We start from the raw sequence: 22,649 nt of genomic DNA on the forward strand, positions 1-22,649 counted from the left end.
TATTATGAGATGACAATAATTTCGTGTGCAAGTTGCTGGGCCTCTTGCTGTGAGTGTGTCACAAAAATGATAGGAACTTTCCACGTTTCAAAGATTTGTTGTACGAGTGCCATACTTTCTTGCTTCGATACATCATCTAAGCTAGAAAATGGCTCATCTAGTAATAACAAATTCGGCTTCATACTCAATGCTCTTGCTAATGCGGCGCGCTGTTTCTCGCCACCGGAACATCTGACTGGATAAGCGTCTAATATATGTGTAATGTTTAATGCTGTTGTAAGTGCTTCGATATGTGCGTTCATCGGCGTCATAAATGTAATGTTTTGACGAATCGTCATATGTGGAAAAAGTTGATAGTCTTGAAATAAATAACCGATTTGACGTTCACGAATCGCAAGGTCTACTTGCTGCACTGTATCAACAACCGTTTTACCCGCAAGTTTGACATATCCTTTATCTGGTGATTGAATACCCGCAATCATATTAAGGCATGTCGTTTTCCCAATTCCCGACACACCTTGTAGTGCATAAATTTTCGGTTCTGAGGTTGCTATGTGAAATGCAATGTTTTTATTGTTAATAACCTTCTCCAAATGAATGTCGAGCATTTATTTCACCTCACGATAACGATCTTTGTTCAGCATATTCATCGTACCCATAACACTCACTGCAAAAGCGACTAGAACGAGTACCCATAACCATGCTTGATGTTCACGACCTTGTTGGACGAGGAAATAAATTTCTAACGGCAGCGTATTGGTTTTTCCTGGAATATAACCCGCTACCATCAGTGTCGCACCAAATTCACCAATCGCACGGGCAAATGCCATCATCGCACCCGACATTAGTGCCCGCTTAGACAATGGTAAGATAAGTCGATAAAATATTTTTCGCTCTGAAGCCCCCATCGTACGCGCGGTGTTCAGCATTTTTGTATCAATGTCCCGAAATCCTTGCACCGCATGCTGATACATCAATGGAAAACTTACGATGACAGAAGCAATCACTGCACCTGTAAGTGTAAATACGATTTTAATCCCTAACGTCTCTGTCAAAAAATGTCCGACCGGTCCATTGACCGAGAAGACAATCAACAGTAAAAACCCTAAGACTGTTGGGGGTAACACGATAGGTAACAGTACTAAGCTCTCACAAAACTTCATCAACTTGCCTTGCTTATCGTATAACGTTTTAGCGAGCAATGTCGCACTGATCGCAACAATGACTGTACTTATTATCGCCACTTGTAAAGAAATCCAAAAAGGGGTTAATTCTGGCATCACATCGTCACCTATACTTCAAAATGATATTTTTTCAAGATTTTCTTCGCTTCAGCAGATTGCATAAATGTTAACCATTCTTGCGCCGCTTCGTTGTCTGTCACAACACCCATACGATATGTGATGGGTTCTTGTAACGGGGCATCTGCTACTTTCGTCACGCCTTGCTGTTGTTTATCTCCTACATACAAATCTGTGGCGTACACAAAGCCAAGTTGCGCATTGCCTTTGTCGACATAGTTTAGTACTTCTCGCACATCTTTAGCGTACACGACATGTGGTTCTACTACTTGCCACAACTGTTGTTCTTCCAAAAACGTTTTCGCATATCTCCCTGCTGGCACTGATGACACTTCACCAATCGCCAGCTTATCTTCATCCATTAAATCTTTCGCACTTTTAATGTCACTACCTTTTTGTTTAATAAGTACTAACTGATTATGTGCGTAATCATATGTATCTTTGATTTTGTCTTTGTTTTTTAACGCATCCACATCTTTTGTATTCGCAGACATGAATACATCAGCTGGCGCACCTTGTTCGATTTGTTGTCTTAACGCACCTGAACCACCGTAGTTAAAGTCCACTGTAACATCTGGATGTGATTGATTAAAGGCTTTCTCTAATGCCTTTGTAACATCTGTTAAACTCGCTGCAGCAGAAATCGTTATATGTTCTTGTTTCGTCTCATTCTTTTGTCCACACGCACTTAGTAGTAACACAAGCGCTAAACAAGTGATTAACCAATATTTCATACGCATACGGATACGCCCCTTTCAACATCTTAACACCTAAATCTTACACTTTATTTTAGCAAAATACATCACGCGAACGCTATTTATTTTCAAATTGAAACTTTTAATGCACTTTAGTTATTTAAATCATATGCTGAAAGACTTTTCTAATTGAAGGAAAACACTTACACTTATATATACTAATACTTTTTATATGGGATATATCGAATAAAGGGGGCTTTATACATGGATCACGATATTCGTTACAATCAAACGATTATTCGTTATCAAGATGGGCAGTTAATTGAAACAACAGATGACTATGTGACAGAGTTCCCATTGACAGTTGTTGTAAATGGACATGAATTTGCTACGGTAATATGTAGCCCAAATCATTTGGAGGAACTACTTTTAGGGTTCCTTGCGTCTGAAGGGGTTATATTGAAACGAGATGATTTAATCACACTTGATATAGATGATCAGCGTGGCTATGCCTACGTTGAAGTAACAAAAGATATAGCAGAAGCGAGCTATCTTTCAACGAAACGACTCGTTGCTTCATGTTGTGGAAAAAGTCGAGAATTTTACTTTCAAAATGATGCAGCTATTGCCAAAACATCCATGACAACCATTCATATCACGCCGCAACAAATTTTAAATATGATGGCACAATTGCAAGCGCACAGTCAAACTTTTATTGCAACGGGCGGATTGCATAATGCGGCAATTAGTGATGGTGCAGACTTTTACGTACACCGCCAAGATATTGGGCGTCACAATGCATTGGATAAGCTATACGGCTACTGTATACAACGTCATATTTCAGTCCGTGACAAAATCTTAATTTTTAGCGGTCGTATCTCATCCGAAATATTAATTAAAGCAGCCAAAATCGGTGTTGGTATGATCATCTCAAAATCTGCACCTACGACATTAGCTGTGCAACTCGCACAAGACTTAAATATTACTGCTGTCGGCTTTGTAAGAGACAATCATTTTAATATTTATAGTCATCCAGAACGTATAGACGGTACGCCAAAGTAACTATCTTCGTCATAATAATGAAATACACCCTGAAAGATTGGACTTCATCCTTCAGGGTGTATTTTGTATTTAGAAAAGCTTTAAATTCATGTAGAGCACAAAATTGATTTAAATAGCCATCTTAAAAATAATTTCTTATCTTCTTCTCGGTTTCAATGCTGTTAATCCATGCGCTTTTATTGTTTGCAATAAATATGGCCATGCATTTGTACTAATCTTAATATCTCTTTGACTACCTATTTGTTTCATCTGTGCCTCGTAATAACTGACACCAATAATAGGCCCCAATGCCTGATCAATCTTAGAAAGTTTAGTTGTTAATCGTGGTGTCGATAAATTTATGTCGCCAGTTTTTTGATAAACTTCAACTAAATTTGAATATAGAACAAAAGGTCGCGCCAAACCAATCATTGAAACACCACTTTCAATTGCTTCTTCCATTTGATTTTTTTGTCGAAAGCCTCCTGTTGAAACTATCGGTACATCTGTTAACTTTGATAAAGCAACTGCATAAGTTAAAAAGCTTGCACCACTTTCTGACTCACGCCCAAATACTGGTGCCTCATAATTCCCACCTGAAATTTCAATGAGATCAATGCCTAATTCAGACATCGTTTTAACCACTTGTTGACAGTCTTCAAAGCCAAAACCATCTTCTTTGAAATCAGACGCATTTAGCTTTAACGCAATTGTAAAATCTGAACCTAAACTTTCTCGTAAACCTTGGTAAATTTCAATTAAAAAACGCATGCGATTTTCTAAACTCCCACCATAGCGATCAGTACGCTGGTTATCTGCTGGAGATAAGAATTGGTTTATAAGGTATCCATGGGCTGCATGAATTTGAACACCCGTAAATCCAGCTTCCTTAGCTTTAATACCCGCCGAAACAAATTTTTTAATTGTCTCTTTAATTTCATACATACTCATTTGACGTGGTGGACGAAAGGCAGACTTAGCACTTCCAGAAATAGGAATCGCACTCGGAGCGATAGGCACCTGGTTCATAGATCGATACATTTGTTTGCCCGGATGATTGAGTTGTACCCACATAGGTACACCTTGTCCTTTTACTGCCTCAGCCCATTTTGAAAAAGCTAATGTGTCAGATTGATCATCCAATACTACATTTCCTGGTTCTGCTAAATAACGTCTGTCGACCATAATATTCCCACTCACTATTACACCTATCGACTGTTTAGACCAATGCTTATACAATGTAATCAGTTCATCACTGGGATTGTTATCTTTTCTCCCCATCGTCTCACTCATTGCAGATTTGAAAAAGCGATTTTTTAATTGCACACCATTAGGTAGTACAAGTTCTTCTAATAATATTTTATTCATAGTAGCCCTTTCCGATAAACCGCAATAACCTGATCGCAGTAATTTATTAATTTCTTCACTTTATCTTCGTTATATCCTTTATTAGATACACGTTTTAACTTCTTACCGTCAAAATAAGCACCTGTTATAGATGTAACATTTTCTGACAAAACCAAATAATAACCTGTTTCAATGCCTTGATCTACATCCTTAGACATTGCTTTCATAAAACGACCAAAAAGTGATTTTTGTACTTTTTTATCGCTAGAATCCATGCCAAGATTTGTGGAAATAAGACCTGGATGATAAGCGTTAATTGTAACTTTTGAACCTTCTTGTTGAAATTGACGTGCTAAGTAACGTGTTAACCAAATCGTATAAAGCTTGGCATTATTATAGGCAAGACCTGGGCTATATTTCTTTTCAAGACCAAAGTCTAAACCTTTAATATTTGCAAAATGATGCATATATGATGACGTATTAATAATACGACCTTCTGAAGCATTCTCTAATAGCGGTCGAAGTTCTTTGGATAAAATATAAGGTACTTCCACTGACAACATAAATGTCAGTTCTATATTCTCAGTCGTCGCTGTTCGTTCACTCCCTGCATAAAGTCCTGCATTATTAAAAAGCACATCAATCTTGTCAAAATCAGCTTTAATCTTATTAGCAAAGTCATAGACTTCATTCATTTTAGAAAAATCAGCGCGATAGGCAGAAACTGTTCCTTGTGGCGATAACGCCTTAATTTCAGACAGAGTCGCTGCCAATTTTTGAGGATTTCTGCCGTGTATAATTAAGTGATGCCCCTCTGTAGCAAGTTTTTTCGCCAAATGCTTCCCAATTCCATCTGTTGAACCAGTAATAATAATTGTCTTCATTTCTTTATTCTCCTAAAAAATTAATCAATTCTTTCGAAAATACTTCAGCATATTGAAAAATTGAGCCATGCCCCGCATTAGGATAAATGATAAGTTTACTATTCACAATTTTATCATTCATATGGTACGAGTTAACAGTTGGCACCTGCATGTCATTATCTCCATTAACGATTAAAGTAGGCTGTGTAATATACTTCAAATCATCTTTATCCGCTCTACCCCAACGCTTAATAGCCTTCAACTGCATTAAGAAACTTGGCACATTTATATCCTTATCTGCATATTCTTTAGAACGATTCCCCATACGTTTAAGGACTTTCTGAGCTTCTCGTCCACCTTCTTCATCATGGTTGTAAAATATATAACGCTTCGGATCCACTTTCTTTATAGCAGCCTTGATCATAAATTTAAACGTCTTACCAGTGACTTTATCTACTTCCATACCGCCACGAGGTGCTGTACCAGCTAAAATCAAACGATTCACAAGATTGCTGTTAGCTCTTATTATTTCCTGAGCAATCATGCCACCCATAGATAATCCGAGTAAATTGATTTTGTCATATCCTAATGCGCGAATGATTTCAATAGTTTGCACAGCCATACCTGGAATGGTGTCAGCTACTTTCCCCTCACTTGCACCAACGCCTGGCAAGTCTAGCACAATAATATGATTTTCTTCAGCGACTAAATCTAGCAACTTAGGGTCCCAATTATCTAAAGTTGCGGCAAGATGAACAAGCATGACTAGCGGTAAATCCGACTTCCCTTTCCCTATTTCACGATAAGCAATTTGGTTCCCATTAACAGTTATATAAGCGTTTCTAGTTGTGATGTATGACATATAATTTCTCCTTTTCATTGTTCTTGTATCTAATACGAGAACATGTTGTTTTTAATAAAATCTGACTTCTGACAAGTCAGATTCGCGTTTTTTTTGCAGTTTTATAAAGATTATCAATCACATCATCCAGTGTCTGATCGGATAATTCTTCCTCTAAGTGTTTCTCAAGATGTGAAAAGATTGGCACCATAGCTTCTTCAATATGCTGACCTACTGGGCAATCTTTGTTAATATTTGAAGGAATTTGGAAAAGACTAATCTCACTAATCTCTTGGGTTGCAAAGTAAATTTCAAGCAAAGAAATTTGTTTCGGCGACTTGCTCAATTGGTATCCAGAGCGACCTTGTTGCGATTGAATTAAGTCTGCATTTTTTAAAAGTGCAATCACTTTACGAATATAACTAGCATTTGTCCCAACACTCTCCGCCAATGCCTGAGAACTTAAGATTTGCTTACTTTCACTAATCATAGTTAGTATATGCAGTGCAACTGTAAATTTAGTATCCATAAAACCTCCTCAGTCAACTTGTATTCGATACAAGAACAAATATAACATGTGTTAAATCCTATAGCAAGACTTCTGCTTTATCTTTTGTACCGGCTGTGGAACAATAAATTTATAAGCTGAAATTGGGACACACGCTCATTTTTTTATAAAAAGCTTTCGGCGTCCCTCACCAACAAAGGTGTATTAATATTTTGAGCAAGACGGCCACGATTCAAGCAGAACCCAAGTGATGAGCAAAAGTGTTTCTTGTAGAATTGTGAAATTCTGTCGAGAATCCTGTCTTACGAACACTGACAACAGAAACTTTACAGTAACTGATTAATATATGCCTACACTTTTTAAATCTAGGACATACCTAATTAGCCTCGCAGAGCACTACGGCACGAATACTAATCTCTATCGCTTCTGTAGTTCCCAAAGTTTGTTAGAACGTATTGTCACTTCAGGTGTCTACTACCATTTACAGCTATTTGTTCACTTATTTGAGATATTTTTCGTATATTCCCATCTCAAACCCCTCTTTATAATCGTTTACCATTTAAGACAAATGGCAATGTTTGATCAATATGATATGCATGTATTGCAGACGCATAATCTACCAAAACTTCATTCAATTGTGAGGCTTGATGTTTATAAAATTCTTGTCTAGCTTCCGTATCTGAAAAGCCTATAATAATCGAAGCATGTAAATGATCTTTTTTCGGATTATCGTGAGCAACATTAGGCGTATTCCAGGTCGCCTTGTTCCATGGAAGGTATACTTGTGATCGTACTTCGGTCACTCTAGTTGCTTTCGTCATTTGTCTAGCTAAACTGTTATTAACAAAATTTTTAAACTGGGTGCTACTAACTCCCTCTTTTCGACGAATGTAGAATACATCTCTTATTTTAGTTTCTGATTGACGATTGCTAGTATGATACCAACGCGACGAATATGGCATACCCATATGCATCAAAGTACGACGAAAAACATTAACCTCATCCTCAAAAGCTAAAGCTGTTTGTCGACGACCACCTAACGGCGCCAACAACTTGTCATAAGTTACTTCTGCAATCCCATCAATTCGACGATCTTCAGGAATTTCAGTTTCTATTCCTTCTACTTTTGGCCAGAAACTATGCTCTTTTTCACTCAAATGTTGTTGACGATATTCTAGAAGCCCTGGAGAAGAAGCAATTATTTGCGCATGACCACCTCTCCAATAGTCCATCCCTTCTTGACGTGTCTTATCTTGACGCATCCATAATAAAATAGAAAGCGAAAATCTTTTATCGAAATCCTTTGGCATATTATCAACCCTAAATTTATATTTGTATTTGATACAAGAACAAGTTTAACTCGTATGGATTTGTTTTGCAACACTTTTTTTAACTGGCACTAAAAATACAGATTATCAAGTTAAGATATACTCATTCATTACGCTCTTATATCTAAAAAGGCGAGACAACTTATCGTGTTGTCTCACCTTTTTAAAAATTTTATTGAGCTTTTATTCTCGAAGTGCGGAATATTGAAACCCTAAATAGCTATAGCCTTGTTTCACATACATATCTTTCGCAGTATCTTCTGCATCTGCCACTAATATGACAGGTCGGTCTTGTGCTATATGCCCAACTGCTGCTTGCATACGTGTTCCAATGCCACGCTTTTGATACTGTGACAATACTGCAAAACCGTCTAATTCTACAAAGTCATCGCTCGGTATGACATTCATCACACCGACTGGTTGCCCCGCTTCGTACGCAACGTAGTAATGCACAGCATGTTGCGGATCATCGAGTACTGACTGCATATACTTTTCAGTTTCCGTAATATACGCCTCGCCGTACTCAAGACTCATCGGTCCAAATACTTCAAAATAATCTTTCAGTGTTTCTAATGTCACACGTTGCATATCAATCATTTGGTCTGTTAATTGGCGTAATTGTATTGCTTCAATGGCATATAATTCAACACAACCTAGCGTAAAACCTTCCGCGCGTAAAAATTGTAACATCTCAACAGGTAGTTTAACGTCTTGCGGAAACTCAAAGTTTAAATGTGTTGACCCTTGTGCCTCATGCATTTGACGTTGCTGCATCATATCGCTTTTAAACATTAATAGATCTGGCAACTTTTTATAACGCCATTTATTACCATCATACTTCAACGGTCTTGTAGGCGTTCGATAACATTTCACCCGTGCATCTTCTTCAAAAAGTGTCCCATCTACATATATCTCATTTGTCGTTATGTGCATTGCAACCACCTGCTTTTTTTATATTATGCTGACATTTGTTTCATAATGCGTGCTGTCACTGGGTTGTTATATAGTGCCACCGCAATTAAACTTGCAATAACAGCTTTCATAACATCCCCCGGTATAAACGTCAATGATAAGTAAAGTGCTTCGCTGATTGGCATATGGATAATGAATGCCATCACAATGCCACCTACTGTATCCAATAAAATCACACCAAAGACAATAATAATCGCTAAAGTGCGTCCAAAGTTCAGTTTATCATATTGGCGATCACGTGCCCATCCGATTAAATACGCAGATATTGCATACATGCCTAAATAGCCAGCTGATGGACCTAAAAAGACGCCAAAGCCACCACGGCCACCTGACAGTAACGGTGCGCCTGCCATTACAAGTAATAAAAAGACAACGACACTTAAGAAACCATATTTACGTCCAAGTAAAATACCTGCCAAAAAGATACCAATGTTTTGTAGTACGATTGGGACAGGTAAAAATGGTAACGGAATGGCTGGTACAAGTCCCATTACCGCAATAACAGCTGTCATCATCGCTGCATACACTAAAAATTTTGTATTCAATTGTAGTTCCTCCTATAAATACGAAAATCAGAATCTGTATCTATCTATCGGATTCTATGCCGTATTATACCACCAATGTAAACTTAAAGTCTATAAAAGTTTACAACTTTGAAACAGCACCAATTAATGCCGCATTGTTTTGAAGTTTTGCCGTTCTAATCAACGCATGACCATAGTCTTCAGGCAAATATTTGGCAACGTGTGGGACAATCCATTTTAATAACTGCTCGCCTTGTGCAGAAATACCTCCACCAATGACAATTTCTGCTGGATCATACATAATTTGTATTTCAGCAATACCACGTGCCACTTCTTCTCCCCATTTTTGTAATTCAGTTTGTGCATATGTCTCACCAGCAATCGCATGCTCAAATAATTCAGGAATAGACAGCTGATCATAACCACTGTTCAATAATTGTCGCTTCAAACCATTCGTGGATGCGCGTTGTTCATAATTCGTTTTCGTTTGCGGGTCATACAATAAATTACCGATTTGATTCGGGCGATGACGCGCACCTGACATAAGACCAAATGTATGATGATAATAGCTACCGCCAATACCTGTCCCAAGTGTTAAACAAAAGATACTTTCGACCGGTTCAGATACAATTGTCATTTCGCCTAATAACGCAGCATCGACATCATTATACACATGTAATTGTTGAACAAACGGCTCGAGTTCAGCCGCAAAATCCGTCCCTATATAATCTAAAATATTAGGATTCGCATAGGCAATTTTACATTCCTCTCGATTTACCGCACCAGCTGTTGAGATGCCAACATGAACGTCTTTTAGCGCATAATCTTTTATATATGTTTTCAACTGTGTTTTTACAGTATTCACAATAGCTCGATCCACATTCACGGGCGTCTGTACTTTTTGATAACCCGTAAGCGTGCCATCATTTTCTACAATTGCTGATTTAATATACGTCCCACCAATATCAAATGCAATTTTAGTCATAATGCTTTGCCCCTTCCATTAAATGATTCGTCAATAACACTTTCGCTTCTTGATAGGCGCCCGCCTTCAACGCTTCATAAATTTGACGATGTTCTTCTAAACTACGCGCATTCTGTTCGAGTGATGTTTCAATCGGCGTACGATAAAAATACGCATGTACCACCGCACTCATTTGCTTAAACAACTTTGAATCCACAGCCATCAACAGTTGTGCATGAAAAGCTTGGTCGACTTGCGTATTAAATTGCGATGCATCATCAACAAGCGTTGCTGCAATACCTTCTAGCGATGATTGTTCTCGCTCAATCACATCAATCGCTGCAAGTTCAAACGTTAGTCGCAGCATCATCAAGTCTTTCAAATTTCCTTGAGACACTTGGAAACTAAACAAAAACCCTTCAATCAGCGGGCGAATATCTTGTTCTTTAACAAGCGTTCCACGTCCTTGCACACTCTCAGTAACACCCGTATTTTCAAGATAGCTTAAAGCTTCCCTTACAACAGATCGACTCACTTGATAGTCTTCAGCAAGCTGACGTTCTGTCGGTAATTTATCCCCTACGCGTAATTGCTCAGTTAAAATATAATTTTTTATTTTTTCCACTACCATCTGTTTTAAACTTTGACGTGATGTCATTTTATCGATAGATTCCACTGTTCACATTCCTTTTCCAATCAACTTTACGAACTGCTATTTGTCAGCACTTTTCTGTGGCCGAGACATAAGAAATTTGTATTCTGGGAAATCAATAAACCGTCTCCCAACCTCATTGCCAAATCATTTTATTACTATGATCGTATCAATTGCGAATGGTTTTGAAAATACCTTGATTTAAAGACAACATTTTTAAAACATGTACGACATTTCAACATAAATTATTATTTTTATGTTGACCTATAAATTGATAACGCTTACAATTAAATTATAAATTGGTCAGACCAATATGACAAATAAAATTAATTGGAGGGCTTTTTGTGAATAACGAATTGAAAGGTTTATACGCAGCGCTACTCGTACCATTTGATGAACATGGCCAAGTTAAAGAAACAGGACTGCGCCAAATTGTTAGAAATGCGATTGATGTACAAAAGCTAGACGGCCTTTATGTGAATGGTAGTTCAGGTGAAAACTTCTTAATGAACACTGCTCAGAAAAAAGAAGTGTTTCGCATTGCCAAAGATGAAGCACAAGATGCGATTCATTTAATTGCACAAGTGGGTTCACTCGATTTGAATGAAGCTATTGAACTCGGTCAGTATGCGACAGAACTTGGCTACGATGCTTTATCTGCTGTTACACCGTTCTATTATCCATTTACTTTTGAAGAGATTAGAGATTACTATTTCAAAATTATTGAAGCGACAAATAATAAAATGATCATTTATTCAATTCCTGGTTTAACAGGTGTAAATATTTCTATTCAACAGTTTGAATCACTATTCGAAAACAAAAATATTATCGGTGTGAAATACACAGCGCCTGACTTCTATTTATTGGAACGTTTACGTAAAGCATTCCCAGACAAACTCATTTTCTCAGGTTTTGACGAAATGCTTGTACAAGCAGCCATTTCAGGTGTCGACGGCGCAATTGGCTCAACATACAACGTGAACGGTATTCGCGCACGTGAAACATTTGAAGCCGCTCAAAATGGCGACATCGCACGTGCCTATGAATTACAACATGAAACAAACGATATTATTGAAGCTGTGTTAAAAATGGGACTTTATCCAACATTAAAAGCCTTTTTAACAGAGAAAGGTATCGATACGGGTTTACCAAAAGCGCCTTTCCATCCATTCAATGAACAACATCGTCCAGAACTTAAAGCAATTATTGAAAAATATCACCTTTAGTATGTGATATAGCAATCGTGATTAGCAGTAGACGACAGAAATGACGCACACTGGTTTTCACACTTTGAAACAGGATTGAGATAAACAGCGAAAAACGTATATACATCTATACTTCCGCACTATCTCTTTCCTTTTTATTAAAATCTTTAATGATAACGCTTACAAATACAAATTTGATAGGTTCAACCCTATCTCCCTATACGAAAGGAGTTTTTTTATGCAAACTGTAGGATTTGGTTTTTGGAACTGGGTCGCTCTCGTTCTTTATTTATTGCTCATGCTATGTATCGGTGCTTATTTTACAAAACGTGCCGGCAAAGATACAGATAGCTTCTTTACAGCAAGCGGGCGTCTCCCTGCATGGGTTGTTGGCTTTTCTATTTATGCGACAACATTAAGTGCCATTACCTTTATGTCAACACCAGAAAAATCGTATTTAACAGACTGGTCTTATATCGCGGGAAATATTGCGATTGTTGCAATTATTCCATTATTGATTTACTTTTATATTCCATTTTTCAAAAAGTTACGTGTCACATCTGCGTATGAATATTTGGAAGCACGTTTTAATCCGGCAGTTCGTGTCATCGGTTCATTACTATTCGTTTTCTTCCATTTAGGACGTATCGCTATTGTTATTTACTTGCCAACACTTGCGATTACATCTGTATCAGATATTAATCCATACGTTGTCGCAAGTCTTGTCGGCTTATTATGTATTCTGTACACATTCCTTGGTGGCTTTGAAGGGGTTGTATGGAGTGACTTTATTCAAGGAGTAATTTTATTAGGTGGTGCCCTTGTCATCATTATTATGGGGATTGCGCATATCGACGGTGGCTTCTCTACTGTTGTCAATGACGCTGTCGCAAACAAAAAGTTAATCAGCGTTGATAACTGGAAACTCAATGCTACAGCAGCAGCTATTCCAATTATCTTCTTAGGTAGTATTTTTAACAACTTACAACAATACACAGCGAGCCAAGATGTTGTACAACGTTATCAAGCATCTGAATCGCTTAAAGAAACGTCACAATCCATTTGGACAAATGGTATCTTAGCACTTATCTCAGCGCCACTATTCTATGGTATGGGGACAGTATTATATGCTTTTTATGCACAACATCAAACATTACCTGAAAACTTTAATACATCTTCCATCGTGCCATACTTTATTTTGACTGAAATGCCACCATTCGTTGCCGGATTGCTTATCGCAGCTATTTTCGCTGCTGCACAGTCAACGATTTCATCAAGCTTAAACTCTATTGCAGCATGTTTATCAGTAGACATTAAACAACGCTTTTTCGGTAAGAAGAGTGAAAAAGCAGAAGTGCGCTTTGCACGTCTAGCTACTGTAGTTGTCGGACTTGTCGGTATGCTCGTGTCACTTTACCTGATTGCTGCTGACTCAAGCGATGTTTGGGACTTATTCTTATTAATCACTGGATTGTTCGGTGTGCCAATTGCTGGTATTTTCGCAGTAGGTATCTTTACGAAACGTACACACGGTGTCGGTGTTATTATCGGTATTATCGTCGCTGTTATTGCAAGTTACTTCTTGCAAGGTGTCGGTGGCGCAGGTTCACCATTCTACGTTTCTATTTTAGCGTTTATGATTGCATTCATTGTCGCTTATGTGGCAAGTTTGATCATTCCACAACCTAAAAAAGATATTGCCGGCTTAACTATCCATGATAAGCATGGTATAGTTTCATATCGTTCAAAAAATAATTAAAATAAACGAACCTACAGCTTTGAAATAGTTGTAGGTTCGTTTCATACTATTTATTCATTAATTGTTGTTTTAAATCTTTACGCATCACTTCTAAAGTATACGGGTCATTGTACCAATATATATTATAATCCACTTTGATTACACGATTGTTTTGAACTGCTGGCAAGTTTTTCCACATATCTGTTTTCTGGAATTCTGGCACAGCACTTTCACTCATTTGTGCACTTATAATCATATCCCCTGCATATTTCGCTACTTCTTCTTTTGAAACTTCTGTCCACCCGTCTTTTTCAGCCGCCTTTTCTAATGCTTCTGGCATTTTTAAATCAAAGGCTTGATATATTACTTCACTGCCACGTCCCCAGTTTTTACCAAACGCATAAATCTTTTTATCAAAATCTTCAAAGATGGATACTGATATATCTTCGCCAAGATGTTTTTTGAGTTCTTGACTGTCTTGTGCTGTTTTTTTCATCCAATCTGTTTTCCATTTCTTCACTTCGTCTTCTTTATCAACAATTTTACCTAATAACACTTGCTGTTCTATATAATTGTATTTCGCATAATCAATCGCAAGTGTTGGTGCAATTTTCTTCAACTTCTTAACATTTTTGTCAGTATTGTGCGTCAAAATCAAATCTGGTTTCAGAGTCGCTACTTTTTCTATATCTTCAGCGCCAACCTTCTTGACGTTTTTAAATTGTTTCGCTAACACCGGACTTTGATCAACGCTTTCTACTACTCCAGCAATATTTGCATCTAAATATTTAAGACCACCCGCATAAGTGGGTGTTAGTATCACAATACGTTGTGGCACTTTCGGAATATCTACTTTTTCCGAACCATCAGCTGTTTTTAACGAAATTGTTTGCATCTCACTTTTCGATTTGTCGCCTTCCCCATTTTGGCCACATGCTGCTAACACAAATACAAGTACGATTAACGATAAAAGTAATCTTTTCATTCATCCATCTCCTAAATAATTAATTGACCATTTATTCCACAAAGACTGTAACACCAACAACTGATTTCTATGCCGGGCAGACGCTAAGCAAACGAGCCTATAGATTACAAATATCTATAGACTCGTTTCATACTATTTATTCATTAATTGTTCTTTTAAACCTTTGCGCATTACTTCTAAAGTATACGGATCATTGTACCAATATACGTTAGAGTCCACTTTAATGACACGGTCGTTTTGAACGGCTGGTAAGTTCTTCCACATATCTGTTTGTTGGAATTCTGGTTCAGCACTATCTTTCGTTTGTGCACTTACAACAACATCTCCTGCGTACTTCGCAATTTCTTCTTTAGAGATTTCTGTCCAACCTTCTTTTTCAGTCGCTTTTTCTAATTCAGTTGGCATTGCTAAACCGAATGCTTGGTAGACAACTTCACTACCACGACCCCAGTTTTTACCGTATGCGTAGATTTTTTTGTCGAAGTCTTCAAAGATAGATACAGACACGTCTTCGCCAAGATGTTTTTTGATTTCTTTACCATCTTGTGCTGTTTTTTGTTCCCAATCTTCTTTCCATTTTTTCACTTCGTCTTCTTTACCAACGATTTGACCGAGTAATTCTTGTTGTTCTAAGTAGTTGTATTTACCGTAGTCAATCGCAAGTGTTGGTGCGATTTTCTTCAACTTCTTAACATTTTTATCAGTGTTATACGTTAAAATTAAATCTGGCTTCAACGTCGCCACTTTTTCTATATCTTCAGCGCCAACTTTTTTGACGTTTTTAAATTGTTTTGATAATACTGGGCTTTGATCAATACTTTCTACGACACCCGCAATATTGGCATCTAAATATTTAAGCCCCCCTGCATATGTTGGTGATAACACAACAATGCGTTTTGGATCTTTCGGAATATCCACTTTTTCCGAACCATCTGCTGTTTTTAACGAAATTGTTTGCATCTCGCTTTTTGATTTGTTGACTTCCCCATTTTGGCCACATGCTGCTAGCACAAAAACAAGTGCGATTAAAGATAAAAGTAACCTTTTCATTCATACATCTCCTAAGTTGTTAATTGATAATGATTATCATTATTATATTGTGTTTCAAGCTGAATTGCAAACCTTTTTTTATTTAAATTTAAAAATAAAAATACAGGTAACTAAACGTTTCTTCATCTAGTTACCTGTTCTATCATTATCTTTTTCGTTCATACCGTATTTGCGATTGAGGTCATGACTTTTAGGAAGCGTTCTGACCCATGTAAACAATACAATCGTTTGCATTGCTAACATAATGACTAAACCGATACGCACCCATAAAACATCGACCATCCAAATCGAGAAACCTACAACGATATACACACTAATCAGCAACTGTATCTTTTTACGCATTGTATAGCCTCGATATTTACGAAAGTCTTCTACATACGCCTGATAGACACGCGTTTTGACAAGCCATGCATGTAAGCGATCAGAGCTTTTGGCAAAACAAATGACGGCGACTAACAAAAAAGGTGTTGTTGGCAATAAAGGCAATACTGCCCCGGCAAATCCTAATAAAGTAAAGACGATACCGATAGGCACTAATAAAAACCGCATAGGCTATTATAACTTTCAATCCGAGAATAAAACAGAAAATATATTTTTAGGAAAGTTTTGGTATCACAAATGGTATCATCTGTCCCTGTGTTCTCTTACGATTGTCTTCTCTCTTCTAGTACGCCTAGTGCAATATTTGTATATGTCATATCTTCCATAGGCGGGTTGTGGAGCCCTGCACGCATGTCGCGATAATAGCGTTGTAACGGGCGATCCATTTCAAGGCTTTTCGCCCCAACAATGCGCATTGCTAGATCGACAACTTCTAAACCTTCATTCATTACAATGACTTTGCTCGCTGAAGTTTCGGCTGCAATATGATCATTTTCACCTAAATGTTGATACGCATGTGCCGTACTCCATAGCATATGGCGTGCTGTTAATAGCTTCGTCTCCATTTTACCTAAGTTTTGTTGAACAACTGGCAGGTCACTAATTGTGCCTTCAATACTGTTTGGACTGTGTGTCAAGCTAAAGTCAATCGCGTAGTCACGTGCTGCTTGTGCAATACCTAAGTACGTACTTGGAATATGCAGCAACCAACCGTTTTGAAACTTCGGACCTTCGCCTTTCAGTTCTACTAAATATTTTTCGTGAACTTTCACGTCATTTAAAATTAAATCATGACTCTCTGTCGCTCTCATGCCGATGACATTCCAGTTGTCCGCAACTTCTAAGCCTTCTGTCTCTTTCGGTATATAGAAGAAACCGACTTTTTCTTTTTCTGGTACATAAGCTGCCACGATGACATGTGTTAAGCCGCGACTCATAGATGTGAATGTTTTAACACCATTTAAAATGTACGAGTCACCGTCACGGTCTGCACGTGTACTCGGTCTGCCACCACGTGTTGGACTGCCTGTTTCCGCTTCACTCACAGCACGATTGATCAAGGCACCTTCTTTAACAGCTGCAGCAAATTCGTCTAACACCTCTTGATCCCAAAGTTGATGTTCAAAAAGCTCACCGACTAATCCAACATGCCAACCGATTGATAACGCTGTTGCACCATCAATAGAGCCTAATACGGTTTGTAAGACGACCATATCTTCAATCGTTGCACCTGCACCACCGTATGCTTTTGGTAACGTTAGTTGTGTATATCCTGAATCCACAAGCCACTGAATGTTCTCATACGGAAAGCGACTTTGTTCATCATTGGATTGTGCATATGACTGAAATTCTTCACGTTGTGCTTCTAGCTTTTGAATCCATTCTCGCTGAATGTCCGTTTGAATTAATACTGATCTCATGATTTTACTCAACACCTTTTATTCTTAGTTATTTACTCAACATTATAATATATTTTTCTAAGAATGCCTACACCTCTATCAAAAACCACACGATTGACACAATTAAGTATTAGAAAAAGCTGATAGATACACATATAAAACATGTGCGCCTATCAGCTTTTTTGGTTCACTAACTTTAACAATGTACGCATGAGACACTTACGTTAGAACAGCTTCTCAATTTTTTCAAACAATGCGTCCATTTTGCGGTATTGTGGTTTGCTTACTTCAACAATGACTGTACGTTCATCTTGTTCATTTCTTTTTTTCGATAAAAACCCTAGTTCTTTCAACTTTTGTAATGCTTTCGTAATGTAATACGGTTTGAATTCTGAAGCACGAATAATGTCTTTCACATTATACGATGGTCTACGACTGCCATGAATAAATGTCAAAATAAACAATTCTTCATACGTTAAGTTATACTCACGTTTGATCGTTGATTGTAAATACTTCGACGTATAGCTAATGACCATCAATTCCTTCATATCTTTAACTGCAAATTTTTCCATATAGTTTCCCCCCACACATGCATCTCTAAGTTAATTACAGATACATTAAATTTCACTACAAACTATATAAACTTATATGTTTAAATCTTTTGTAACTATATTTTAAAATTTATTCACTTCGTTAGCAATCTTTTCTCGTTTAGTTTTTCAATTTTTTTCGTCATCAAATTCACTTCACATTTAGTACATTTAGCGTTATAATTTCTAATTTTAGATGTGCACATGTGGGGCGGTGAAATGTCTTTGTGATACAAACAAAAGGTTAGAACATCTCTCGTCCTAACCTTCACTGATATAAATTATTTTTTTGATACAAGTGTATCTGCCAAGCTTAAGCCTGCAAGTTGTGCCACATCAATCGCATGTTGTGCACCTGCTTTACCGTGACCTGCTTGTAAATGTTTTGCAATCGCAACGCCCATAACACCTAATGTAATAACTGAGCCAAGTTGTGATAAGCGTTTGCTAAAAATGCTAAGGCCTAATAAGCCCGCTGCAGTTGCTTCAGCAGCCCCTACAACTTTGACTAATTCTGGTTGTAAATTAAATTGTTCAAATGCTTGTATCATGCCTTCGTCACCTTTTAACTTCGGTTTTGCCGCATCAAACATTTCTTTCGCTACTTTTAAATTTGTTGCATATCTTGTAATCATACTATTTCTCTCCTTTATTTATCTGCAAAGTATTCGTCAACAATCGGTTTGACTTTTTCTCCTAATAAACGGATTGCATTCATTGTACGTTCATGTGGCATAGAACCTATTGGTAAATGCATCATAAAACGTGTAATCCCTAATGCTTCTACGGTATCAATAATCTTTTGTGCGACTGTTTCCGGGCTACCTACGTACATTGCACCGTTTGGACCTACTTCTCTTTGATAATGTTCCATCGTAAATTCAGGCCAACCACGTTCTTTTGCTAAAACATTGTGATGTTGTTCAGTTGGACGATAGAATTCGCGTTGTGCTTGTTCGTCTGTATCCGCAATGTAACCCCAAGAATGTGAAGCCACTTGGATTTGACTTGCATCATGACCTTCAGACTCTGCTGCTGCTCTGTACATCGCAACATTTCTTGCAAAGCGTTTTGGGTTACCACCGATAATCGCGTAAACGATCGGTAAACCGAGACGTCCAGCTTTAATTGAAGACTCCGGTGTTCCACCAGTTGCCAACCAAATCGGTAGTTCTTTTTGTACCGCTCTAGGGTAGACGCCTAAACCATTGATGCTTGGTCTTAATTGACCTTCCCAATGTACAATCTCATGCTTATTAATCGTCATCAATAAATCTAACTTCTCATCAAAAAGTTGTTGATAATGATCCAAATCATAACCAAAAAGTGGAAAAGATTCAATAAATGAGCCTCGTCCTGCCATAATTTCTGCACGTCCATTAGATAAACCGTCTAATGTTGCATATTGTTGATAGACACGTACAGGATCATCTGATGACAATACCGTCACTGCTGATGATAATTTAATGTTTTTTGTTAAAGGCGCTGCCGCTGCAAGCACTGTGCCTGGATCTGATACCGCATAATCTACACGATGATGTTCGCCTAATCCATAAATGTCTAATCCTACTTCGTCCGCAAGTTTAATTTCTTCAACAATGTTGCGAATACGTTCTCCATTAGATAATGGTGCTGTATGCCCATTTTCTGTATAAATTTCTTGATTGTCTGCAAATGATGTTAAACCGATTTCTACTCTCATTTTACCGACCCTCACTTTCTTGTATAATTTTTATACTTGAATTATAACGCTACTTTTTATACTTGTCAACACACCTTGTTTGACGTGCTTCGCCCTAATAAAAAAGGGGGACACAACTAAATGCCCACCCTTTCTACCGATTATGCACCGGCATATTTATTGATTTGTTGTTGTACGTAATCTATAAAAGCCGTGATGTCGCCATTTTGAATATTGCGCATTGCAACTTTGCCGACTTCAAATCCCATCCATAGGACATCGTCTTCTAATACGATACTTGAAATTTCGTTGTATGGGATATTGCGGTAATAAAATTGACCGTTCATATCGACATTCATAATTAAACGTTCATTCGTCGCAATATAGGCGCCTTCAAACTCACGTTGACCGTTCACTGTATATTCAATACGACCTAACACAGCAGGCCCTACTTTTTCAGTTGGAAATAAGTCTTCTGGATTGACTCTATCTAAAATCATACCATCTCTCCTTTGGTTTATATGTCTCATTAATACGAAATTAAACCGATATTTTCACGACCTAAATAATCAATTGTTAAGCCTTCATTGTAAAGATCACGATCTAATATCGTTGAAGCAATTGTAATAATCGCATCAATGTTCGGTGTTGGGACACCAATTTCACGTCCTAGACTAGACCATAGCACTAAACCGTACGCAATATCTTCTGTTAAATAACGATTATTCACTTTATGCGGCCCCGGAATTTGTGAAAATACAGGACTATGGTTAAAAATTTTGTTCAATGGCTCATCTTCCATTTCACGTTCTAAATAGCCACGCTCAATACGCGCTTCTTTGGCCGTTTCAAGTTCAAAGCCAAGTTTACGCCCTAACGATAAACGTTCTTGTTCAACTGCATGTAACAGACGTACTGTATGTTTTGTGATCCCCTCTTTATACAGCGCAAAATGATCGCTGTAATCGATACGTCCTACGTTCAATAACACTGGCCCCGGATGTACTTCAGGGTTCCCATTTTCAAGGTTTGTTCGCCATAGTGATTCTTCTTTCACAATATATGGATACAATTGTTCAACTTTGTTAAATGCATCGACTAAATCTTTCGGATCGAATGTTGAGAAATACACTTTGCGTACTTTTAATGATAAATCAACTCTTGCTGATTCAAAGTCAACACGTGTCCCGTACGTTAGCGTATTCGCTTCTGCAAAAACAGGACGTGTATCAAGCTGATATTCATTCAATACTTTAATAAAACGTGCTGAACCCATCGCAGCTGCCATATTAAAGAAGACAATTTGATCTTCTTTTAAATGATGTGCCATTAATTCAGCATAATATTCAATAAATGATGATGGAATAACCAGCATGACTACTTCCGCACCATCTAGCACGTATTCCATATTGTCACTAATCGCAGTGAACTCTACAAAGCTTTCTTTCCCTTCATTGTTATAATGAAAGCCGCCTTGCGCGAGTGCTTTATCAAACTTATTAATCGACTGATTACGACAATACAATTTAACGTCATGTCCTTGATCTACCATATCAATCGCTGCTGTCACAGCGCCGTTCCCTGAACCTACAACTGCTATTTTCATATATACCCTTCTTTCTCTTTATAAAGTCATCTCATGCGCTATCAAGGGAGCGGGACAGAAAGCTCATTTTTACAAAAAGCTTTCGTCGTCCCGCCCCGGCAAGGGTGACTAGAAGTTTTACAGTAGCTGATTGCTATGTGACTACACTTTTCAAGTTTGTCACATAGCTAATCAGCCTTGTAGGGGCACTACAACGAAACTAAGGTTTCTGTAGTGCTCCCAAATTTGTTTAAAACGTATTTTCACTTCAGACACCTACTGCCAACTAGTGCTTTTCCCTAATTATTTGGAATGATTTTTCTTATGTGCCACCCCCGTACCAAATTGTACTATAAAATGGAATGCTTTTATCGTGTTATATAGTTGTTTATTACCCTATTTAGTGATAGATATATCATATATTTCACTTTCTTATCATTCTTCTGTAAACTATAGGGGAAGATAATCAAAACACATCGCACAAGGAGGTGTCAATATGGACACATCAAATCCAACATCACAACCTGTCTATCCACTCCAACCATCAGATGATGAACGTCTTATGGCCGTACTTATTTATGTCACAGGCTTGTTCACAACATTTATCGGTCCACTCATTATTTGGTTACTTAAGCGGGATGATTCGCGTTTCGTGGATATAGCCGGTAAAAACTACATTAATTTCATCTTATCTTATATGATATGGAGTGCAATCGGACTTGTCACATTACTATTACTCATTGGTTTTGTCATCTTACCAGTTCTCACACTTTTATCTTTTATTTTCCATATCGTAGCAATTGTTAAAGCGTACAAAGGAGAAGACTATTTAATCCCATTGTCTATTCGCTTTTTCTCATAATTTCATCAAAACATGCATACAATAGCGGCATTATTTGTGACCGTTATTGTATTTTTTGTGTTTTATGGCGAGATGACAGTCTATCGACCAAATTTGTTTTGGCTTTACGATCCTCAACCGCATCTTACATATGATA

Annotated in this window: 25 protein-coding genes; 4 read left to right on the top strand and 21 right to left on the bottom strand. The window is 37.6% G+C overall.

Annotation, left to right across the window (positions count from 1 at the left end; all coding sequences use genetic code 11):
* Positions 1-2: 2 nt before the first annotated feature.
* Genes TP70_RS04000 through modA form a run of 3 tightly spaced genes read right to left on the bottom strand, consistent with a single transcriptional unit; the run spans position 3 to position 2,041 of the window.
* The gene (locus TP70_RS04000) at positions 3-608 is read right to left on the bottom strand and encodes an ATP-binding cassette domain-containing protein (protein ID WP_044359621.1); all 606 of its coding nucleotides are present in this window, start codon (positions 606-608) and stop codon (positions 3-5) included.
* Positions 609-1,280, bottom strand: a complete 672-nt coding sequence (gene modB / locus TP70_RS04005) for a molybdate ABC transporter permease subunit (protein WP_044359622.1) — start codon at positions 1,278-1,280, stop codon at positions 609-611.
* 11 nt (positions 1,281-1,291) lie between these two features.
* The gene (gene modA / locus TP70_RS04010) at positions 1,292-2,041 is read right to left on the bottom strand and encodes a molybdate ABC transporter substrate-binding protein (protein ID WP_044359624.1); all 750 of its coding nucleotides are present in this window, start codon (positions 2,039-2,041) and stop codon (positions 1,292-1,294) included.
* 219 nt (positions 2,042-2,260) lie between these two features.
* Between modA and fdhD the strand changes: the two genes are divergently transcribed.
* Positions 2,261-3,058: a formate dehydrogenase accessory sulfurtransferase FdhD gene (fdhD, locus tag TP70_RS04015; protein ID WP_044359626.1), complete on the top strand. Its 798-nt coding sequence runs from the start codon at positions 2,261-2,263 to the stop codon at positions 3,056-3,058.
* 135 nt (positions 3,059-3,193) lie between these two features.
* Here the strand turns inward: fdhD and TP70_RS04020 are convergent, their stop codons facing one another.
* From TP70_RS04020 to TP70_RS04060, 9 genes are all read right to left on the bottom strand, one after another.
* Positions 3,194-4,405 (bottom strand): NADH:flavin oxidoreductase/NADH oxidase family protein, encoded by a 1,212-nt coding sequence (locus TP70_RS04020; RefSeq protein ID WP_044359628.1) that lies wholly within the window; start codon positions 4,403-4,405, stop codon positions 3,194-3,196.
* Complete coding sequence (locus TP70_RS04025; RefSeq protein ID WP_044359630.1) at positions 4,402-5,268, bottom strand: SDR family NAD(P)-dependent oxidoreductase; 867 nt, start codon at positions 5,266-5,268, stop codon at positions 4,402-4,404. Before TP70_RS04025 ends, TP70_RS04020 begins: the two co-directional genes overlap by 4 nt.
* 4 nt (positions 5,269-5,272) lie before the next feature.
* Positions 5,273-6,109 (bottom strand): alpha/beta fold hydrolase, encoded by an 837-nt coding sequence (locus tag TP70_RS04030; protein WP_044359632.1) that lies wholly within the window; start codon positions 6,107-6,109, stop codon positions 5,273-5,275.
* Between the two features lie 76 nt (positions 6,110-6,185).
* Complete coding sequence (locus TP70_RS04035) at positions 6,186-6,617, bottom strand: Rrf2 family transcriptional regulator (protein WP_044359634.1); 432 nt, start codon at positions 6,615-6,617, stop codon at positions 6,186-6,188.
* 521 nt (positions 6,618-7,138) lie between these two features.
* Entirely contained in the window at positions 7,139-7,906 is a 768-nt protein-coding gene (locus tag TP70_RS04040; protein WP_103369501.1) for a hypothetical protein, read from the bottom strand.
* Positions 7,907-8,107: 201 nt separating this feature from the next.
* On the bottom strand, positions 8,108-8,857 hold the full coding sequence (locus tag TP70_RS04045; RefSeq protein WP_044359635.1) for a GNAT family N-acetyltransferase: 750 nt from the start codon (positions 8,855-8,857) through the stop codon (positions 8,108-8,110).
* 23 nt (positions 8,858-8,880) lie between these two features.
* Positions 8,881-9,441, bottom strand: a complete 561-nt coding sequence (locus TP70_RS04050; RefSeq protein ID WP_044359637.1) for a biotin transporter BioY — start codon at positions 9,439-9,441, stop codon at positions 8,881-8,883.
* Between the two features lie 100 nt (positions 9,442-9,541).
* The gene (locus TP70_RS04055) at positions 9,542-10,405 is read right to left on the bottom strand and encodes an ROK family protein (protein ID WP_044359639.1); all 864 of its coding nucleotides are present in this window, start codon (positions 10,403-10,405) and stop codon (positions 9,542-9,544) included.
* Entirely contained in the window at positions 10,398-11,060 is a 663-nt protein-coding gene (locus tag TP70_RS04060; RefSeq protein WP_244914289.1) for a FadR/GntR family transcriptional regulator, read from the bottom strand. The genes TP70_RS04055 and TP70_RS04060 overlap by 8 nt, the downstream gene beginning before the upstream one ends.
* 320 nt (positions 11,061-11,380) lie before the next feature.
* Here TP70_RS04060 and TP70_RS04065 point away from each other — a divergent pair, with 320 nt between their 5' ends.
* Positions 11,381-12,262, top strand: coding sequence for an N-acetylneuraminate lyase (locus tag TP70_RS04065; RefSeq protein ID WP_044359640.1), 882 nt, complete (start codon positions 11,381-11,383; stop codon positions 12,260-12,262).
* Positions 12,263-12,479: 217 nt separating this feature from the next.
* Positions 12,480-14,000 carry a sodium:solute symporter family protein gene (locus TP70_RS04070; RefSeq protein WP_044359641.1) on the top strand — a complete coding sequence of 507 codons (1,521 nt, stop codon included), beginning with the start codon at positions 12,480-12,482 and terminating at the stop codon, positions 13,998-14,000.
* A 46-nt stretch (positions 14,001-14,046) separates the two neighbouring features.
* On the opposite strand, the gene TP70_RS04075 is transcribed toward TP70_RS04070, so the two are convergent.
* From TP70_RS04075 to TP70_RS04115, 9 genes are all read right to left on the bottom strand, one after another.
* Positions 14,047-14,964 (bottom strand): ABC transporter substrate-binding protein, encoded by a 918-nt coding sequence (locus TP70_RS04075; protein ID WP_044359642.1) that lies wholly within the window; start codon positions 14,962-14,964, stop codon positions 14,047-14,049.
* A gap of 132 nt (positions 14,965-15,096) precedes the next feature.
* A complete protein-coding gene (locus tag TP70_RS04080) occupies positions 15,097-16,014 on the bottom strand; it encodes an ABC transporter substrate-binding protein (RefSeq protein WP_044359643.1) in 918 nt (305 codons plus the stop codon).
* Between the two features lie 126 nt (positions 16,015-16,140).
* On the bottom strand, positions 16,141-16,563 hold the full coding sequence (locus tag TP70_RS04085) for a YbaN family protein (RefSeq protein ID WP_044359644.1): 423 nt from the start codon (positions 16,561-16,563) through the stop codon (positions 16,141-16,143).
* Positions 16,564-16,658: 95 nt separating this feature from the next.
* Entirely contained in the window at positions 16,659-17,816 is a 1,158-nt protein-coding gene (locus TP70_RS04090) for an acyl-CoA dehydrogenase family protein (protein WP_174221467.1), read from the bottom strand.
* A 203-nt stretch (positions 17,817-18,019) separates the two neighbouring features.
* Positions 18,020-18,367: a transcriptional regulator, SarA/Rot family gene (locus TP70_RS04095; RefSeq protein ID WP_044359645.1), complete on the bottom strand. Its 348-nt coding sequence runs from the start codon at positions 18,365-18,367 to the stop codon at positions 18,020-18,022.
* 299 nt (positions 18,368-18,666) lie between these two features.
* Positions 18,667-19,020, bottom strand: a complete 354-nt coding sequence (locus TP70_RS04100) for a DoxX family protein (RefSeq protein WP_044359646.1) — start codon at positions 19,018-19,020, stop codon at positions 18,667-18,669.
* 14 nt (positions 19,021-19,034) lie between these two features.
* Positions 19,035-20,087: an LLM class flavin-dependent oxidoreductase gene (locus TP70_RS04105; RefSeq protein ID WP_044359647.1), complete on the bottom strand. Its 1,053-nt coding sequence runs from the start codon at positions 20,085-20,087 to the stop codon at positions 19,035-19,037.
* A gap of 140 nt (positions 20,088-20,227) precedes the next feature.
* Entirely contained in the window at positions 20,228-20,566 is a 339-nt protein-coding gene (locus TP70_RS04110) for a PH domain-containing protein (RefSeq protein WP_044359648.1), read from the bottom strand.
* 29 nt (positions 20,567-20,595) lie between these two features.
* Positions 20,596-21,672, bottom strand: a complete 1,077-nt coding sequence (locus TP70_RS04115; RefSeq protein ID WP_044359649.1) for an NAD/NADP-dependent octopine/nopaline dehydrogenase family protein — start codon at positions 21,670-21,672, stop codon at positions 20,596-20,598.
* Positions 21,673-22,147: 475 nt separating this feature from the next.
* Here TP70_RS04115 and TP70_RS04120 point away from each other — a divergent pair, with 475 nt between their 5' ends.
* Positions 22,148-22,513 (top strand): DUF4870 domain-containing protein, encoded by a 366-nt coding sequence (locus TP70_RS04120; protein WP_044359650.1) that lies wholly within the window; start codon positions 22,148-22,150, stop codon positions 22,511-22,513.
* The last annotated feature ends 136 nt before the right edge of the window (positions 22,514-22,649 follow it).

Origin of the sequence: Staphylococcus microti (assembly GCF_000934465.1) — a bacterium.
Lineage (GTDB): Bacteria > Bacillota > Bacilli > Staphylococcales > Staphylococcaceae > Staphylococcus > Staphylococcus microti.

What these genes read in the sequence shown, in the direction of transcription:
- TP70_RS04000 (WP_044359621.1), bottom strand. Translation starts at nt 608, where the DNA reads ATGCTCGACATTCATTTGGAGAAGGTTATTAACAATAAAAACATTGCA.
- modB (WP_044359622.1), bottom strand. Translation starts at nt 1,280, where the DNA reads ATGCCAGAATTAACCCCTTTTTGGATTTCTTTACAAGTGGCGATAATA.
- modA (WP_044359624.1), bottom strand. Translation starts at nt 2,041, where the DNA reads ATGCGTATGAAATATTGGTTAATCACTTGTTTAGCGCTTGTGTTACTA.
- fdhD (WP_044359626.1), top strand. Translation starts at nt 2,261, where the DNA reads ATGGATCACGATATTCGTTACAATCAAACGATTATTCGTTATCAAGAT.
- TP70_RS04020 (WP_044359628.1), bottom strand. Translation starts at nt 4,405, where the DNA reads ATGAATAAAATATTATTAGAAGAACTTGTACTACCTAATGGTGTGCAA.
- TP70_RS04025 (WP_044359630.1), bottom strand. Translation starts at nt 5,268, where the DNA reads ATGAAGACAATTATTATTACTGGTTCAACAGATGGAATTGGGAAGCAT.
- TP70_RS04030 (WP_044359632.1), bottom strand. Translation starts at nt 6,109, where the DNA reads ATGTCATACATCACAACTAGAAACGCTTATATAACTGTTAATGGGAAC.
- TP70_RS04035 (WP_044359634.1), bottom strand. Translation starts at nt 6,617, where the DNA reads ATGGATACTAAATTTACAGTTGCACTGCATATACTAACTATGATTAGT.
- TP70_RS04040 (WP_103369501.1), bottom strand. Translation starts at nt 7,906, where the DNA reads ATGCCAAAGGATTTCGATAAAAGATTTTCGCTTTCTATTTTATTATGG.
- TP70_RS04045 (WP_044359635.1), bottom strand. Translation starts at nt 8,857, where the DNA reads ATGCACATAACGACAAATGAGATATATGTAGATGGGACACTTTTTGAA.
- TP70_RS04055 (WP_044359639.1), bottom strand. Translation starts at nt 10,405, where the DNA reads ATGACTAAAATTGCATTTGATATTGGTGGGACGTATATTAAATCAGCA.
- TP70_RS04070 (WP_044359641.1), top strand. Translation starts at nt 12,480, where the DNA reads ATGCAAACTGTAGGATTTGGTTTTTGGAACTGGGTCGCTCTCGTTCTT.
- TP70_RS04075 (WP_044359642.1), bottom strand. Translation starts at nt 14,964, where the DNA reads ATGAAAAGATTACTTTTATCGTTAATCGTACTTGTATTTGTGTTAGCA.
- TP70_RS04080 (WP_044359643.1), bottom strand. Translation starts at nt 16,014, where the DNA reads ATGAAAAGGTTACTTTTATCTTTAATCGCACTTGTTTTTGTGCTAGCA.
- TP70_RS04085 (WP_044359644.1), bottom strand. Translation starts at nt 16,563, where the DNA reads ATGCGGTTTTTATTAGTGCCTATCGGTATCGTCTTTACTTTATTAGGA.
- TP70_RS04090 (WP_174221467.1), bottom strand. Translation starts at nt 17,816, where the DNA reads ATGAGATCAGTATTAATTCAAACGGACATTCAGCGAGAATGGATTCAA.
- TP70_RS04095 (WP_044359645.1), bottom strand. Translation starts at nt 18,367, where the DNA reads ATGGAAAAATTTGCAGTTAAAGATATGAAGGAATTGATGGTCATTAGC.
- TP70_RS04100 (WP_044359646.1), bottom strand. Translation starts at nt 19,020, where the DNA reads ATGATTACAAGATATGCAACAAATTTAAAAGTAGCGAAAGAAATGTTT.
- TP70_RS04105 (WP_044359647.1), bottom strand. Translation starts at nt 20,087, where the DNA reads ATGAGAGTAGAAATCGGTTTAACATCATTTGCAGACAATCAAGAAATT.
- TP70_RS04110 (WP_044359648.1), bottom strand. Translation starts at nt 20,566, where the DNA reads ATGATTTTAGATAGAGTCAATCCAGAAGACTTATTTCCAACTGAAAAA.
- TP70_RS04115 (WP_044359649.1), bottom strand. Translation starts at nt 21,672, where the DNA reads ATGAAAATAGCAGTTGTAGGTTCAGGGAACGGCGCTGTGACAGCAGCG.
- TP70_RS04120 (WP_044359650.1), top strand. Translation starts at nt 22,148, where the DNA reads ATGGACACATCAAATCCAACATCACAACCTGTCTATCCACTCCAACCA.